Source organism: Desulfosarcina ovata subsp. ovata (genome assembly GCF_009689005.1).
Taxonomy (GTDB): Bacteria; Desulfobacterota; Desulfobacteria; order Desulfobacterales; family Desulfosarcinaceae; genus Desulfosarcina; species Desulfosarcina ovata.
On sequence record NZ_AP021879.1, the window covers coordinates 4,633,374 to 4,648,919 of the forward strand.

Annotated in this window: 17 protein-coding genes and 1 tRNA gene; 2 read left to right on the forward strand and 16 right to left on the reverse strand. The window is 57.2% G+C overall.

The genetic code is table 11. From position 1 onward, the window contains the following. Positions 1-9 precede the first annotated feature (9 nt). The 16 genes from ispG to rpmF form a co-directional block, all read right to left on the reverse strand. Positions 10-1,167 carry a flavodoxin-dependent (E)-4-hydroxy-3-methylbut-2-enyl-diphosphate synthase gene (gene ispG, locus GN112_RS20495; protein WP_231717080.1) on the reverse strand — a complete coding sequence of 386 codons (1,158 nt, stop codon included), beginning with the start codon at positions 1,165-1,167 and terminating at the stop codon, positions 10-12. A gap of 134 nt (positions 1,168-1,301) precedes the next feature. Beyond that, complete coding sequence (locus GN112_RS20500; protein WP_155311926.1) at positions 1,302-1,952, reverse strand: MBL fold metallo-hydrolase; 651 nt, start codon at positions 1,950-1,952, stop codon at positions 1,302-1,304. Next, positions 1,949-2,410: a transcription antitermination factor NusB gene (gene nusB, locus GN112_RS20505; protein ID WP_155311927.1), complete on the reverse strand. Its 462-nt coding sequence runs from the start codon at positions 2,408-2,410 to the stop codon at positions 1,949-1,951. Before nusB ends, GN112_RS20500 begins: the two co-directional genes overlap by 4 nt. Before the next feature lie 3 nt (positions 2,411-2,413). Next, positions 2,414-2,887: a 6,7-dimethyl-8-ribityllumazine synthase gene (ribH, locus tag GN112_RS20510; protein ID WP_155311928.1), complete on the reverse strand. Its 474-nt coding sequence runs from the start codon at positions 2,885-2,887 to the stop codon at positions 2,414-2,416. An 18-nt stretch (positions 2,888-2,905) separates the two neighbouring features. After that, complete coding sequence (locus GN112_RS20515) at positions 2,906-4,132, reverse strand: bifunctional 3,4-dihydroxy-2-butanone-4-phosphate synthase/GTP cyclohydrolase II (RefSeq protein ID WP_155311929.1); 1,227 nt, start codon at positions 4,130-4,132, stop codon at positions 2,906-2,908. A gap of 121 nt (positions 4,133-4,253) precedes the next feature. Next, the gene (locus GN112_RS20520) at positions 4,254-4,919 is read right to left on the reverse strand and encodes a riboflavin synthase (RefSeq protein ID WP_155311930.1); all 666 of its coding nucleotides are present in this window, start codon (positions 4,917-4,919) and stop codon (positions 4,254-4,256) included. Between the two features lie 41 nt (positions 4,920-4,960). Beyond that, positions 4,961-6,061 carry a bifunctional diaminohydroxyphosphoribosylaminopyrimidine deaminase/5-amino-6-(5-phosphoribosylamino)uracil reductase RibD gene (gene ribD, locus GN112_RS20525; RefSeq protein WP_155311931.1) on the reverse strand — a complete coding sequence of 367 codons (1,101 nt, stop codon included), beginning with the start codon at positions 6,059-6,061 and terminating at the stop codon, positions 4,961-4,963. A 69-nt stretch (positions 6,062-6,130) separates the two neighbouring features. After that, complete coding sequence (gene nrdR, locus GN112_RS20530) at positions 6,131-6,592, reverse strand: transcriptional regulator NrdR (RefSeq protein WP_155311932.1); 462 nt, start codon at positions 6,590-6,592, stop codon at positions 6,131-6,133. A 63-nt stretch (positions 6,593-6,655) separates the two neighbouring features. Then, positions 6,656-7,165: a deoxycytidylate deaminase gene (locus tag GN112_RS20535; RefSeq protein WP_155311933.1), complete on the reverse strand. Its 510-nt coding sequence runs from the start codon at positions 7,163-7,165 to the stop codon at positions 6,656-6,658. A 25-nt stretch (positions 7,166-7,190) separates the two neighbouring features. After that, positions 7,191-8,438 (reverse strand): serine hydroxymethyltransferase, encoded by a 1,248-nt coding sequence (locus GN112_RS20540; protein ID WP_155311934.1) that lies wholly within the window; start codon positions 8,436-8,438, stop codon positions 7,191-7,193. Positions 8,439-8,520: 82 nt separating this feature from the next. Then, on the reverse strand, positions 8,521-8,973 hold the full coding sequence (gene rpiB / locus GN112_RS20545; RefSeq protein WP_231717081.1) for a ribose 5-phosphate isomerase B: 453 nt from the start codon (positions 8,971-8,973) through the stop codon (positions 8,521-8,523). A gap of 249 nt (positions 8,974-9,222) precedes the next feature. Continuing rightward, positions 9,223-10,464 (reverse strand): beta-ketoacyl-ACP synthase II, encoded by a 1,242-nt coding sequence (gene fabF / locus GN112_RS20550; protein WP_155311935.1) that lies wholly within the window; start codon positions 10,462-10,464, stop codon positions 9,223-9,225. 64 nt (positions 10,465-10,528) lie between these two features. Further along, complete coding sequence (gene acpP, locus GN112_RS20555) at positions 10,529-10,756, reverse strand: acyl carrier protein (protein ID WP_155311936.1); 228 nt, start codon at positions 10,754-10,756, stop codon at positions 10,529-10,531. 104 nt (positions 10,757-10,860) lie between these two features. Continuing rightward, entirely contained in the window at positions 10,861-11,607 is a 747-nt protein-coding gene (gene fabG, locus GN112_RS20560) for a 3-oxoacyl-[acyl-carrier-protein] reductase (protein ID WP_155311937.1), read from the reverse strand. Further along, positions 11,604-13,253, reverse strand: a complete 1,650-nt coding sequence (locus tag GN112_RS20565; RefSeq protein ID WP_155311938.1) for an acyl-CoA dehydrogenase family protein — start codon at positions 13,251-13,253, stop codon at positions 11,604-11,606. Before GN112_RS20565 ends, fabG begins: the two co-directional genes overlap by 4 nt. Before the next feature lie 93 nt (positions 13,254-13,346). Beyond that, a complete protein-coding gene (gene rpmF, locus GN112_RS20570; RefSeq protein WP_155311939.1) occupies positions 13,347-13,529 on the reverse strand; it encodes a 50S ribosomal protein L32 in 183 nt (60 codons plus the stop codon). A gap of 403 nt (positions 13,530-13,932) precedes the next feature. Here rpmF and gltX point away from each other — a divergent pair, with 403 nt between their 5' ends. Beyond that, complete coding sequence (gene gltX, locus GN112_RS20575) at positions 13,933-15,339, forward strand: glutamate--tRNA ligase (RefSeq protein WP_155311940.1); 1,407 nt, start codon at positions 13,933-13,935, stop codon at positions 15,337-15,339. A 79-nt stretch (positions 15,340-15,418) separates the two neighbouring features. Further along, positions 15,419-15,492 (forward strand) — tRNA-Gln (locus tag GN112_RS20580). The last annotated feature ends 54 nt before the right edge of the window (positions 15,493-15,546 follow it).

Here is a 15,546-nt window from a genome sequence, read left to right on the forward strand (position 1 = left end):
CCTGTCTTTCTATCGCGTTGATCGGTTGTCTGCTGGTTCCCCGGGCTCACTGGCAAGCTGCCGTTCGAACTGGCCCACCGCTTCCAGGACCACATCCACCAACTGGTCTTCGGGAAATTTTTTGATTACCTGGCCTTTTTTAAACAGGATGCCTACGCCGCGGCCACCGGCCACGCCGATGTCGGCTTCACGGGCCTCCCCCGGACCGTTGACCACGCAGCCCATGATGGCCAATTTGACCGGCGTGGTGCATGTCAAAAGGGCCTTCTCCACCCGCTCGACGATATCGAACAGGGGAATCTCGCAACGCCCGCAGGTGGGGCAGGAGATGATTTCCGGTCCCCGGTGACGGATGCCTAAAGCCCGTAGAATCTCGTAACCGACGCGAACCTCTTCGACCGGGTCACGGGTCAGGGAGACCCGGAGCGTATCGCCGATTCCCTCGGCCAGCAGGCTGCCGATTCCCAAGGCCGATTTGACGATGCCCGAATAGAGCGAGCCGGCTTCGGTCACGCCCACGTGCAGGGGCAGGTCCGTCTGCTGGGACAACAGCCGGTAAGCCTCAATGGTCCGGGGCACATCGGACGCCTTGATGGAGATCTTGATGTTGTGGAAATCGAAATCCTGCAGAAGATCCACATGCCGCATGGCGCTCTCCACCATCCCCCGGGCGGTGGCGCCATCATACTTTTCCAGAATATCCTTTTCAAGCGACCCGGCATTGACGCCAATACGGATAGGGATTCCGCAGTCTTTGGCACAGTCAACCAACGCACGGACGTTGGTAGCGCTACCGATGTTGCCGGGGTTGAAACGCAGGCCATCCGCCCCAGCGCGGGCGGAGGCAATGGCCAGGCGGTAATCAAAATGGATATCCGCGATCAACGGGATATCGATCGCTTGCTTGATTCGGGCGATGGCGTCGGCGGCAGCCTGATCGGGAACGGCTACCCGCACGATCTCACAGCCCGCCCGACTCAATTGGCCGATTTGTGCGACGGTGGCGGCGACATCATCGGTCTTCGTGTTGGTCATGGACTGGACACTGATCGGTGCCCCGTCTCCCACGGCAACTCCACCCACCATGATCCGTCGGGTTTTCCTGCGCCGAATGCCTCCGGGCATACGGGGCTGGCCAGGGGGCGCCATGAATGCATGGTTATCCATGGGGACAACCCTTTGGTGAATCGGCCTGGGCCTTATTATCCACCCTCAACAGAGAAATATCAAACGAAAGGTGGTATCGCGAACCCATTTTCAGCATCGGCTTCCAGCCGCCCGACGTTATTGTGGCCACTGGGTCAGCCGATGCCACAGAACGGGTTTGACCGCTTTTCATAGCCGATGGTCGTGCTGCCCATATGCCCCGGATAGACCTTGACATCGTCATCCAGTGAGAACAGGCGCGTCCGGATGCTGTTGATCAGCACGTCAAAACTGCCGCCGGGGAAATCGGTTCTGCCGATGGAGCCGGCAAACAGGGTGTCGCCGACAAACACCGCTTTGCGCGTCTCGCCACCCTCCTGGTATTCGGTGTAAAGACAGATGCCGCCCGGGGAATGCCCCGGCGTATGCAGCACCGTCAAGGTGTGGACGCCGAAGGTGATCGTGTCCCCGTTCTCCAGCAGGCGGTCTGCTGCGGGCGAGTTTTCGGCGGACATTCCCCAGGCGGCCGCCGCAGCCGACAACTTGCTTAACATGGGGGCGTCGTCACTGTGAATCAGAATGTCGGCACCGGTGACCTCCTTGAGCCGTTTGTTGGCGCCCACATGGTCAAAGTGACCATGGGTGTTGATGATATGCACCACCGTCAGGCGGTCATCGGCCAGGGTGGTGAGAATTCGATCGATATCGTCTCCGGGGTCGATGACCACTGCCTGACGGGTCTCTTCGCATCCGAGGATAAAACAATTTGCTTGAATCGGGCCCAGGGCCATTTGACGGATAATCACGGTATTCCTCCTGTTTCATCTTGCGTGGTCTTCGGCGCATGGTTGACTTCATCTCTTTCCATGGCCATTCGGATGCTGTCCAGAATGCCGTTGATGAAGGCTCCGGATTCATCGGTGCCGAACCGTTTGCCCACATCGATGGCCTCGTTAATGGAGACCTTGGGAGGGATGTCGGCACAAAACAGCAGTTCAAACACGGCGATGCGCAGGATATTGCGGTCCACACAGGACATGCGCGACAGCTTCCAATTGCTGGAAAAGCGTTCGATTTCCGTGTCGATCGTTTCGCGGTGTTCGCGGACACCGTTGACAATACGGTGGAAGAAGGGGGCCGCCGGTTTGTCTTGTGTAAAACAACTGCAGAAGAGGCCCACGGGATCATCCACCGGATCGCGGTGCATGTCCATGTAAAAGAGGGCCTGGAGGGCCTGCTCCCTGGATATTCGACGGGTTCCCATGAATTATTCCTTGCCCACCAACTCCACGAGATTGGCCATCTCGATGGCTGCCACGGCGGCGCTCCAGCCCTTGTTGCCGGCTTTTGTCCCCGCCCGTTCAATGGCCTGCTCAATGGTGTCCGTGGTGAGAATTCCGAAGATCACCGGTACGCCGGTTTCCATACTGACCTGGGCAATCCCCTTGGATGCTTCAGCGCAGACATAGTCGAAATGAGGGGTGGCGCCACGAATCACGGCACCCAGGCAGATAACGGCGTGGTACTTTTTACTTTTGGCCATGCGCTGGGCGAGCATGGGAATTTCAAACGCACCGGGCACCTTGACCAGGTCGATATCCTTGTCTTCAGCGCCGCTGCGGGTCAGGGCATCAACGGCACCGCCCACGAGCCTGTCGGTAATAAAATCGTTGAAGCGGCTGGCGATGATGCCGAACCGCTTGCCCTGGGCAACCAGTCCGGCTTCAATGATATTCGGCATGAGATGGTTTTCCTCTCTTTATTGATGGGTGACGGTTTCATCAAAACTGAGCATATGGCCCATTTTCAGCTTTTTGCATTCGAGATAACAGCGGTTGTAGTCATTGGGTGCGACTTCGATGGGCACCTGCTCGACCACGCTGAGGCCGTAGCCTTCCAGCCCGACCATTTTTTTGGGGTTGTTGGTCAACAGGCGCATTTTGCGAACACCCACGTTAACCAGCATCTGGGCGCCGATGCCGTAGTCGCGCATGTCATCCTTGAAACCCAGTTTCAGGTTGGCCTCCACCGTGTCCATGCCTTTGCAGCGCTGCAGTTCATAGGCCTTGAGCTTGTTGATCAGTCCGATGCCGCGTCCTTCCTGACGCAAGTAAAGGATGACGCCGGCACCTTCGGCATTGATCATTTCCATGGCCTTGTGCAACTGGTCACCGCAGTCGCAACGCATGGAACCGAAAATGTCGCCGGTCATGCATTCGGAGTGGACCCTCACCATGGTGGGCGTTTCAGGGTCGATGTCACCCTTCACCAGGGCGATGTGAGTGAGGTTGTCGATATCGTTTTCAAAGGCAATCATCTTGAAATCGCCGCCGTAGGAGGTGGGGATGACGGTCTCGGCGGCGCGGTGGACAAAGCTTTCCGTGCGCACGCGGTATTCCACCAGGTCGGCAATGGTGCAGATGCCGATGCCATGCTGGGTACTGAATGTTTCGAGGGTCGGCATACGGGCCATCGTGCCGTCGTCGTCCATGATTTCACAGATCACCCCCGCCGGCTTGAGGCCGGCCAGGCGTGCCAGGTCCACGCTGCCCTCGGTTTGCCCCACACGAACCATGACGCCGCCATCACGGGCGCGTAGCGGGAAAATGTGGCCGGGCCGGGTCAGGTCACCGGGTTTGGCGTCATCCGCCACGGCAGCACGCACGGTGGTGGCCCGGTCGGCTGCGGAGATGCCGGTGGTGACCCCACACTTGGCTTCGATGGAGACGGTGAAGCCGGTCTCGAACGGGCTGGTGTTGTTTTGCACCATCATGGGTAGGTTCAACTGAGCGCATTTGTCAGCGGTGAGCGACAGGCAGATGAGCCCTCGGCCATACTTGGCCATGAAATTGATGGCATCAGGGGTCACCATTTCCGCGGCCATGGTCAGATCTCCTTCGTTCTCGCGATCTTCGTCATCTACGAGAATGACCATTTTGCCATTACGGATATCTTCAATGGCTTGCTCGATGGTAATTTTTGGCATGGTTGATCGTTTCTCCTGCTGTTTGTTAACGTCGATCACCGTAACGGCGAAGGATGAAGGGGGTTATCGGATGGGGTGCGCTAAGCGAGATCCCGCCGCCATCTCAAATCGAAAATGCTTATCAGATAAATCCGGATTTGGCCAGAAAAGCCATATCGATCCTGCCCTTGGCGTCTGTCTCGCCAGGGTCGGGCGAGCGGCTGCCGACCACAAAGCGTTCCACATACTTGCCGATCATGTCAGTTTCGATGTTCACCGGATCCCCCACCTTTTTCAACCCGATGGTGGTGAGCGAGGCCGTATGGGGAATGATGCTGACGTCAAACGTGTTGTTGTCGCAGCGGTTGATGGTCAGGCTGGTGCCGTCTACGGCCACCGATCCCTTTTCGATCATGTAGCGGGCCAGGGATGCGGGTACCGCATAGGTGATGACAATGGCGTTGGCCAGGGTTTTCCTTTCCCGCAGCACCCCCATGCCATCGATATGACCGGAAACCAGGTGGCCGTCCAGCCGGTCCGAGAGCCTGAGGGCCCGTTCCAGATTGACCCGCTCGCCAATTTTGATTTTTCCCAATACGCTTCGCTGCAGGGTTTCTGGAGAAACATCCACGCTGAACTGCCGGTCCTGGAGGGTGACGGCGGTCAGGCAGGCTCCGTTGACGGCGATGCTGTCTCCAACGCGGGTGCCTTTCAGGTCGAAATCGGACGTGATGACCATCCGGCGCCCCTGTCCGGTCGGCTGGATGGCGGCGATGGCGCCTAACCCCTCAATAATTCCTGTAAACATAGTGTCTTAAAAATAAGGTAAAAACCGTTGTTGTCAATCGGTCAGCGAGGTTTCAGATAGCCTTGCAGCAGTACGTCGGTATCGATTTGAGATACCGACAGATCATGGACCAACAGGCTTTGCTGCATGCTCGCAGGGCCGTTGCCCCGGCAGATGGGAACCCCGTCGTCGCCGCCCAGAATTTTGGGCGCGTAAAAAAAACAGATTTTGTCCACCACGCCGGCGGAAAAGGCCGCGCCGAGGACCGTTCCGCCTCCTTCGATGAGCAGGCTGGTGATTTCCATGCGACCGAGCAGGGTCATCAGTGCGTCAAGGTCGATACGATCGTCTTTCAATGGGGCGGTGATCACCCGGGCCCCGGCATGTTCCAGTACCGCCCGGCGATCGGGCGGTGCATCCGGACCGCAGATGACCCATATGGATGCATTGGAATCCTGGCGCAACATCTTGGCCGACGGCGGCATGGACAACTGTGTGTCCAGAATGATGCGTGTGGGGTCGGACCCGTTTTCACCTTCCAGGCGGGTGGTCAGGCTGGGGTCGTCCTTTCTGACCGTCTCCACGCCCACCATGATGCCGTCGACCCCGTGACGGATTCGATGGACCAGATGACGTGCCGACGGACCGGTCACCCAGCGGGAATCCCCGGTGCGGGTGGCGATCCGCCCATCCATGGTGGCCGCGCATTTGGCAATCACAAAGGGACGTCCGGTGGTGACCCAGGTGATGAATCCCTCGTTGAGGGTCCGGGCCTCTTTTTCGCAGACACCGGTGGTAACATCGATACCGTGCGCCTCGAGGGTGGCGTTGCCGCCGCCCTGTACATCCGGGTTGGGGTCGACCATGGCCACCACCACCCGCCGGATCCCGGCGTCGATGATTTTTTGGGTGCAGGGGGGGGTGCGGCCAAAGTGGTTGCATGGCTCCAATGTGACGTAGATGGTCGCCCCGCGGGCCTTTTCACCGGCATCGTCGATGGCGTTGACTTCGGCGTGGGGACCGCCGACCCGTTGATGGTAGCCGCGGCCGACGATCTGCCCGTCCTTGACCACCACGGCACCGACCATGGGGTTGGGGGATGTCCAGCCGCGGCCTTTTTCAGCCAGCTCGAGGGCGAGCTGCATATAATCGTGATCGTTCATGGGGTAAATGCCAACGCAATGTTGTGTTTACGGAATCCTAACCGTGTAGGGGCGAAAAATTTTTCGCCCCTACGTGGATGGATGGCTCAGCAGCCGTTTGAGTTCAGAAACAAAATCGTTGACATCCTTGAACTCGCGATACACCGAAGCGAATCGGACATAAGCGATATCGTTCAGCGCGTGCAGCTTGACCATGACCCGTTCACCGATGTCGTGGGAAGGGATTTCCTTTTCGCCGGTCTCCCGCAGATCCCGTTCCAGGTCGTCGATGAATTCTTCGATGACGTTCATGCTGATGTCCAGCTTCTGGCAGGCTTTGCGGATGCCGGAGCCGACTTTCTCGCGGCTGAAGGTCTCCCGGCGACCATCTTTTTTGATGATCATGATCGGGATCTCTTCAATATGCTCGTAGGTGGTAAAGCGCCGGGTGCAGCCGATGCATTCCCGCCGGCGCCGGATCACACTGCCGTCCTTGCTGACCCGCGAATCGATCACCTTGTTGTCAAGATCCCCGCAAAATGGACATTTCATGCAAAACCCTCCCAGTGGCTGCGTAACGTTGAAAATCCGCCCGTCCATGTGACGGCGCGGACGTCATCCGTTTTCGGTCAATCGGATGGAGATTGTCGAGCTGGCCGGTATCAACTGCCGGCAGACCACGCCGGCCTGGTCAAACATCCTTCTTGAGGCGCGAACGGAATCGGTGCCGGCATATTTGTCAGAAAGGAAAACCACTTCGCGGATACCGACCTGAATGATCACCTTGGCGCATTCGTTACAGGGGAACAGGGCCGTGTAAATGCTGCATCCGGTCAGGTTCCCGGGCCCACTGTTCAAAACGGCATTGAGTTCCGCGTGGCAGACATATGGGTATTTGGTGTCCAGAAACGCGCCTTCCCGACACCAGGGCAGGGTGTCGTCGGAGCAACCGGTGGGGAACCCGTTGTATCCGACGCCGACGATGTGCTTTTGGGCATTGACGATACAGGCACCCACCTGGGTGTTGGGGTCTTTGCTGCGCTGGGCGGACAGGAGCGCCACAGCCATGAAATAGTCATCCCACGAGAGATAGCCGGTTCGTTTGCCGGTGCTGGTTTCGGTCATTGACAAAACATCCTTTTCTTCGTCCTTACGAATCCGGGTAAAGCGGGAACGCGTCACACAACGACTGAACCTGAGCACGTGTCTTTTCAATCCGGTTGCCATCTTCCGGATTGCGCAGAACGTCGGCGATTAAACCGCCGATGATTTGCATTTCCGCCGCCTGCATCCCGCGGCTGGTAACGTAAGGGGTCCCGACGCGAATGCCGCTGGTCAGATAGGGGCTGCGTGAGTCAAAGGGGATGGCGTTCTTGTTGACCGTGATACCGGCACGACCCAGGGCGTCTTCCGCGTCCCGTCCGGTGATGTCCAGACGGGTCAGGTTGATCAGCATCAGGTGGTTGTCGGTGCCGCCGGAAACCAGGTCCAGGCCCTTCTCTCTTAACGTTTCGGCCAGGGTCGCCGCATTGGTCACGATGGTTTTCTGGTATTCCTTGAACGCGGTGCCCTGGGCTTCCTTGAACGCCACGGCCTTGGCGGCGATGATGTGCATCAGGGGGCCGCCCTGGATACCGGGGAAGATCTGGCTGTTGATTTTTTTGCCGTAGGCCTCGCGGGCCAGGATCAACCCACCCCGGGGACCGCGCAGGGTTTTGTGGGTGGTCGACGTGACCACGTCGCTGTAAGGGACCGGCGAAGGGTGGACGCCGGCGGCAACCAGTCCGGCGATATGGGCCATGTCCACCATCAGCAGGGCATCGACCGACCGGGCGATGTCCGCCAGGGCTTTGAAGTCAAAGAACCGGGGATAGGCGCTGGCCCCGGCCACGATCATTTTGGGGTGGTGTTGGTTGGCCTTCTCAGCAACCTGGTCGTAATCGATGGTTTCGGTTTCCCGGCTGACGCCGTAGTGCACGAAATTGAAAAGCCGGCCGGAAAAACTGACCTTGGCGCCGTGGGTCAGATGGCCGCCGTGGGCCAGATCCATGCCCAGGATGGTGTCACCGGGTTCAAGCAGGGCAAAATAGGCGGCCATGTTGGCCTGGGAGCCCGAATGGGGTTGCACATTGGCCGTGTCGGCACCGAACAGGGAGAGGACCCGGTCAATGGCCAACTGCTCGGCACGGTCAACGAATTCGCATCCCCCGTAATAGCGCTTTTCCGGATAGCCTTCGGCGTACTTGTTGGTCAGGATGCTGCCCTGGGCGGCCATGACAGCCCGGCTGGCGATATTTTCCGATGCGATCAGTTCCAGGTGGGATTGTTGCCGTTTTGCTTCATCGTCGATCACCCGGGCAATTTCGGGATCGGTCTGTCGAATCAGGTCGGTATTCAAGTTTGCTTCTCACTTTCTATGCGTTCATGGCGTCGGCCGGTATCGGATGGGCTCATTTTGGCGAAGGGGCCATGCCGATGAATCAGATGGTGTCGAACATGTCCAGCCGGCGCTGGTGCCGTCCGCCCTCAAACGGGGTTTCCAGCCAGGTGTTCAGGATTTCCAGGGCCAGGATATCGCCGATCACCCGTCCTCCCAGGACAAGGATATTGGCATTGTTGTGCCGGCGGCTCATGGCTGCGGAAAAAAGATCATTGCACAGGGCCGCACGCACATGGGGGTATTTGTTGGCCACCATGGACATGCCCAGTCCGGTGCCGCACAGGAGAATGCCATGGGTGAATTCACCCGATGAAATCTTTTCGGCGACGATTTTGCCGGTATCGGGGTAATCCATGGACGCTTCGCTATGGGTGCCGACATCGGTAACGGCAATTCCTCTTGCCTTCATGGCCCTTTTGAGTGTCTCTTTCAATCGCAAGGCGGCATGGTCACAGCCGATAATGATACGCGTGGGCATCGATGCTTCTGTCATGGTGGTCGATTCCTTTCAGGGGGCAAACGGTGATCTTCCAACGTTTAAGGGGTCTACATATCCAGAACCATGGATCACCGCAAGAAAAAAAACCGGAGGCGGGATCCGTACCCAACGGACGATCGCCCGCCGCCGAGGATCGACTTTCCGATCACAAAAAAGGAATCCCGGGTGTGCCTGAAATGGTTCGCACCCGGGATTCTTTCTATTTGATTGCGGCTGTTTTAAATTGAAATCGGTTGTGTCGGATCAATCGATGTAACGCTTGATCACCAGGCTGGCATTGGTTCCGCCGAATCCGAATGAGTTGGACATGGCATAGGTCAGGTCGGCCTTACGGGCAACCTTGGGCACGTAATCCAGGTCGCACTCGTCGTCGGGATTCTCCAGATTGATCGTGGGCGGGATGATCCCGTTCTTCAGGGTCAGCACGGTAAAGGCGGTTTCGATGCCGCCAGCGCCCCCAAGAAGGTGCCCGGTCATCGATTTGGTGGATGAAATGGGTACGTTCGGGGCAAAATCACCGAATACCTTTTTTATCGCCCGGGTTTCGTAAAGGTCGTTGAGTGGCGTGGATGTACCGTGGGCATTGATGTAATCGATCGCCTCACAGGAGATGCCGGCACTCTCAATGGCCGCCCGCATGCAACGGATCATGCCGTCTCCATCCGGACTGGGGGAGGTCATGTGGTAACCGTCGCCGCTTTGACCGTAACCCACCATTTCGGCAAGGATCGTGGCGCCCCGCGCCAGTGCGTGCTCCCGTTCTTCGATGACGATCATGCCGGCACCTTCGCCCACGATGAAGCCGTCGCGATCGCGATCGAACGGACGGGAGGCCTTTTGCGGATCGTCGTTGCGGGTGGAAAGCGCCTTCATGGCATTGAAGCCGGCGATGCAGGTGGGGGTGATCACGGATTCCACCCCGCCGGTAATCATCGCGTCGGCCTGCCCGCGACGGATGGTGTTGCAGGCATCGCCGACGGCATGGGAGCCCGCAGCACAGGCTGTTGCCACCGAAATGTTGGGTCCCTTGGCGCCTACGTGAATGGAGATCATTCCAGGCGCCATGTTACCGATCATCATGGGGATGAAAAACGGACTAACCCGTTTGGGCCCTTTTTCCTGAATGTTACGGGCCGTCTTCTCGAGAATTTCCAGACCACCCAATCCGCATCCGGTGATCACACCCACGCGGTGACTGTTGGTTTCATCGATGGTCAGACGGGCATCCTCCACGGCCATACGGGCGGCGGCCACGGCGTAGGCAATAAAGTTCTCCGTGCGTTTGGCCTCTTTTTTGGGGAGAAAATCTTCCGCATTGAAATCTTTTACTTCCCCTGCAATCTTGGTGGTGAAGGCGCTGGCGTCAAACCGAGTGATTTCACCGATGCCGGATCGGCCTTCACAAAGGGCCGACCAAGTCGTATCAACGCCAACCCCCAATGGGGTAATGAGTCCCAAGCCTGTAACAACAACCCGTCTGCTCAACGATTCCTTCCCTTCTGGAACAATGTAATAAAAATAATTCTAAATTTTTAATTCAAAATTGGTTTCAGTGGTTTTTGATGTAGTCGAAGGCGTCTTTGACGGTGACCATCTTTTCTGCGTCTTCATCGGAAATATCCACATCGAATTCTTCTTCCATGGACATGATCAACTCCACGAGATCCAGGCTGTCTGCACCAAGGTCATCAACAAAGGAGGCTTCGGGAACCACTTCGGCGATATCTACACTGAGTTTCTCGGCAATGATCTTTTTGACTTTATCTTCTGCGGACATGTTGTTCTCCTTTCAAACGGTCAAAATTAAGAATTATGGGATCCGGGCAGACAATGGTGATGAACCATGCCCGTTTTTCCGTAAGTCAATTTTAAAACTGGCGCTTACATATACATGCCGCCGCTGACATGGATGACCTGACCGGTGATGTAGTCGGCAGCCGGGGAGGCGAGAAACGCAACCGCAGCGGCGACATCCTCGGGCGTTCCGATGCGTGCCAACGGAATCTGGCTGATCATGGCCGCCTTGGCCTTGTCACCGAGATCCGAGGTCATATCGGTAGCGATGTAACCGGGGGCCACGGCGTTGACCGTAATGTTGCGGCTGGCCAACTCCTTGGCCACGGCTTTGGTCAGGCCGATAATGCCTGCCTTGGCGGCAACATAGTTGGCCTGGCCGGGGTTGCCGGCGGCACCCACCACCGAGGTGATGTTGATGATGCGGCCGTAGCGCTGCTTCATCATCGCCTTGCCGGCGGCTTTCATACAATTGAAGGCACCTTTCAGGTTGACATCCAACACCGCGTCCCAGTCGCTTTCCTTCATGCGCACCAACAGGCCGTCGCGGGTGATGCCGGCATTATTGACCAATACATCGATTCGCCCGGCTTCTTTAATAACCCCCCCCAGGTAGTCGGCGACGGCATCTGTCGAGGCCACGTCCACCTGATGGTAACAGGCCTTCCCCCCGGCTTCGCGAATCGCTTCGGCGGTGGCTTCGGCGGCATCGCTGTTGCTGCTGTAGTTGAAATAGACCACGGTTTCCGGTGCGCTCAATGCGGTGCAGATGGCCCGCCCGATGCCCCGGGACCCGCCGGTGACGACAACCACACGATCGGCGGTTTCGGTCATGACGCCCTCTCGAAAATGTGATCGGCGATGCGATCCATGTCATCAATGCTGCCGCGGCAACTGGCGTCGAGTGTCGCCAGTTCCAGTGACTGCAGAAATTCATCGGCCGCTGCGGCATCAATCGTTTGGCAACCCAGTATGATCAGGCGCGCTTTGTCGGCCACCAGGCGGGCGCAAGAGGCAGCGAAGACCCGTGCGGCAGCCATCGTGGGCCCGTCGGCGGGCGAGGCGGCCGAGCGGGCCATGGCGTCGCCGACTTCCACATGCGTCATCGTGTCGGCCAGGGCGAACATCACCTGCTGATGGCGGGTAAGACGGTTCGCGTGGGCGAAATCGATGAGCCGGTTCAGCGTCCGGGCACAGGCGGCCATGGTCATGCAGCCGGCCTGGTCGCATTCCGCGTGGCATTTTTCAAGTTCCTGGGCGATGGTTTCGTAATAGGTGCCTTTGCTTTTGCGCGTTTTTTTCCAGCGGAAGGTAGAGATGATGTTCTGCTGAATTTCGCTGGTGCCTTCGTAGATGCAGGTGATTTTTACATCGCGTTTGATCTTTTCCACGCCGAATTCGCAGATATAACCATAGCCGCCCAGAGCCTGGATGGCATCGTCAGCCGCGCGATTGGCCGCTTCACTGGTGAAGAGCTTGGCGATGGACCCTTCCACCTGAAGATCTTCATCCTCGCTGTCCAGCCGCCGGGCAATGGATTCGATGTAAGCGGTTGCGGCTTTCATGTTGACCCAGTGGGGGACGATCAGTTTGTTGGTATAGCCTTTTTTGTCGCAAAGGGGGCCACCGAACTGGATTCTCTCCTTGGCATAGGGAATGGCGATTTCAAGGGCCGCTTCACCGGCGCCCAGAGCCATGGCGGCCACCATCAGGCGGGTATAACCGAAGACCTGATTGGCCTGCTTGAGTCCTTTTCCAGGGACCCCGCCAATCAGATTCTCGACGGGAACGACAACATCGGTAAAAGTCAGCGGGGAGGTGTTGGAAGCCCGGATGCCGTGTTTTTCTTCGCCTTTGTGCTGTTCAAAGCCCGGCGTTCCCTTTTCGACCACGAAGAAGGTGGGCCCTTCGGGGGTCTGGGCCAGAACGGTCACGAAATCGGCATAGCCACCCGTGGAGATGAACTGTTTGGTCCCGTTGATGCGATAACCCGTAATGGTGCCGGACTCATCCGTGATCGGATCGGCCTTGGTTTTGAAGGAGGCCAGATTGCTGCCGGCTTCCGGTTCGGTTACCGCGTAGGCCACCAGGCTGTTGCCTTCGGCCACGGCACCCAGCCATTTCTCTTTCTGGGCGTCGGTACCACCGACGATAATGGGATCCGAGCCCAATTGAATGGCGAAGAACGCGGTCCCCACACCCAGGCAGATCTTGCACGTTTCGCGGGTCACGATGTAGCAGTCCATGGCGCCGCCGCCCATGCCTCCGTAAATTTCGGGGACAAACAGCAGTTGAAGCCCGATTTCGGGACTCAGCATCTCGCGGATAACGGCTTCGGGGAAAATTTCGTCACGGTCCCATTCCAGGACGGCTTTCTTGGTCAGCAGGCGCTTGGACAGCTGGTGAACGGTATCGACCACCATCTGCCGGGTCTCTTCGTCCAATCCTCCCGGCGGACGATGGGTTCCGGTATCGGTCATGTTAACTTTTCCTTTGGGAAGTCGGTCCGACGGTTTTACAAAGCGCCATGGCGGGCCTTGCGAAACCGTCGTCAAACAGGTGGCTTGCGGATGCTATTCCTCGCCGGGGGTGATTGCGCTTTTTCCGTTGTATTCACCGCATTCCGGGCAAGCGTGGTGGGGAAGTTTGGCTTCGCCACATTCCGGGCAGGTGCTGACGACAGGTGCGCCAATCTTTTTGTGGGTGCGTCGTTTATCCCGTTTTGACTTGGATGTCTTGTGCTTTGGTACGGCCATGAGTAATCTCCTAATATATTGAAAATATTATGTATTGTTCAGAATCCGTCGAGCCTGCCAACAATCTGGGGTCTAGTAATTAAAAAGATGTCGATTGTCAAGGATTTTCCGGAATTTCTTTGTTCCGCGCCCTTGTTACGCCTGTTGGGATATGCTATTGAGGTGGCCGGAAATGGTCGGATGATATGCCAGATCACTAATATAAGTTAAAATATAAAATAGTTATGTGGGTTTTGGGCCACCCCGTATTTCTGTTAACGGTGTTGGCGAAAATTTCCTGGATGATTTGGGCGACACGCGGTTTTGGCCAAGACTGGCGGTATTTTTTCTTGAAATATCTTATCCTATCACTAGCAGTGATGTCAGTGCTCATAGCAAACAACTTTATTTAAGGTAAACCAACATGGATCCCATCATTACCCGATTCCCTCCCAGCCCAACGGGATACCTGCACGTTGGGGGGGCGCGGACGGCTCTGTTTAACTGGCTTTATGCGCGCCATAACAATGGCAAATTTGTCTTGCGAATCGAAGATACCGATACGGTCCGCTCAACCCAGGCTTCCGTGGATGCCATTTTCGATGCCATGCAGTGGCTGGAGCTGGACTGGGACGATGGGCCGTATTTTCAGACCCAGCGTTTCGATATTTACCGCGAATATCTGCAGAAACTGATTGATTCGGGTGACGCCTACTACTGTACCTGCACGCCCGAAGAGGTGGATGCCATGCGCCAGAAGGCCAAGGCCGCCGGCGCAAAACCCAAATATGACGGTCGCTGCCGTGAGCGCGGGCTGGGCCCCTCGGGCAATGCGGTGATCCGGTTCAAATCGCCACTTTCGGGAACGACCGTGGTGGAGGATGTGATCAAGGGCAATATCGTTTTTCAGAACACCGAACAGGACGATTTTGTCATCTGCCGCAGCGACGGGACACCCACATACAACTTTGTGGTGGTGGTGGACGACATCACCATGGGGATCAACACGATTATCCGGGGGGATGACCACGTGATGAACACCCCCAAACAGATCCTTTTATACAAGGCCCTCAAGGCAACGCTGCCCGTCTTTGGACATGTGCCCATGGTGCTGGGCAAGGACAAGACGCGCCTTTCCAAGCGGCATGGCGCCATGTCGGTGACGGCTTACCGGGATATGGGCTTTCTGCCCGACGCCTTTATCAACTATCTGGCGCGGTTGGGATGGTCTTACGGCGACCAGGAATTTTTTACCCGGCAGGAGCTGGTGGAAAAATTCAGCCTGAAAAATATCGGTCGATCGCCCGGCGTGTTCGACCCGGACAAGTTGACCGCCCTCAATGCCGATCACATCCGGGCCGCATCGATCCGGCAGTTGGCCCCTCGTGTGATTCCTTTTTTCAAACAGAAAGGTTACGCCGCTCAAGAGGGAGAATACCTGGACGGGGTTATCGACACCCTGCACGCTCGCAGCAAGACGTTGGTGGAGATGGCCGAGGGGGCCCATTTCTACTATCGCGACGATGTGCGCCCTTACGAGGAAAAGGCGGCCAAAAAATTTCTCAAGCCGGCGGTGACGCCGGTCCTGGCGCGGCTTGCCGAACTGCTGGAAGAACTCCCCGACTTGACCGAGAAAGCCCAGGAGGAGGCCTTTAAACAAGTTATGGATGAGACCGGCCTGGGGTTCGGTAAGATTGCCCAGCCGGTGCGGGTGGCACTGACCGGAACTACCGTCAGTCCGGGAATCTTCGAGATGATTGCGGTGTTGGGCAAGGCACGGGTGCTGAGCCGTCTCAAGGCGGCCATCGAATTTATGGAGTCGGCCGCCTGAGCTGGAGATTCCATTTATCATTGATAATTTGGTCTTGACTCACCCGGCGCTTTTGTGTAAACGGGCAGCTACCAGTTGCTGGGGGATCGTCTAACGGTAGGACAGCGGACTCTGACTCCGTCAATCAAGGTTCGAATCCTTGTCCCTCAGCCAAATGAAAATAAAGGGTTACAGGTTTTCAAATCTGTGGCCCTTTTTGATTTTTAT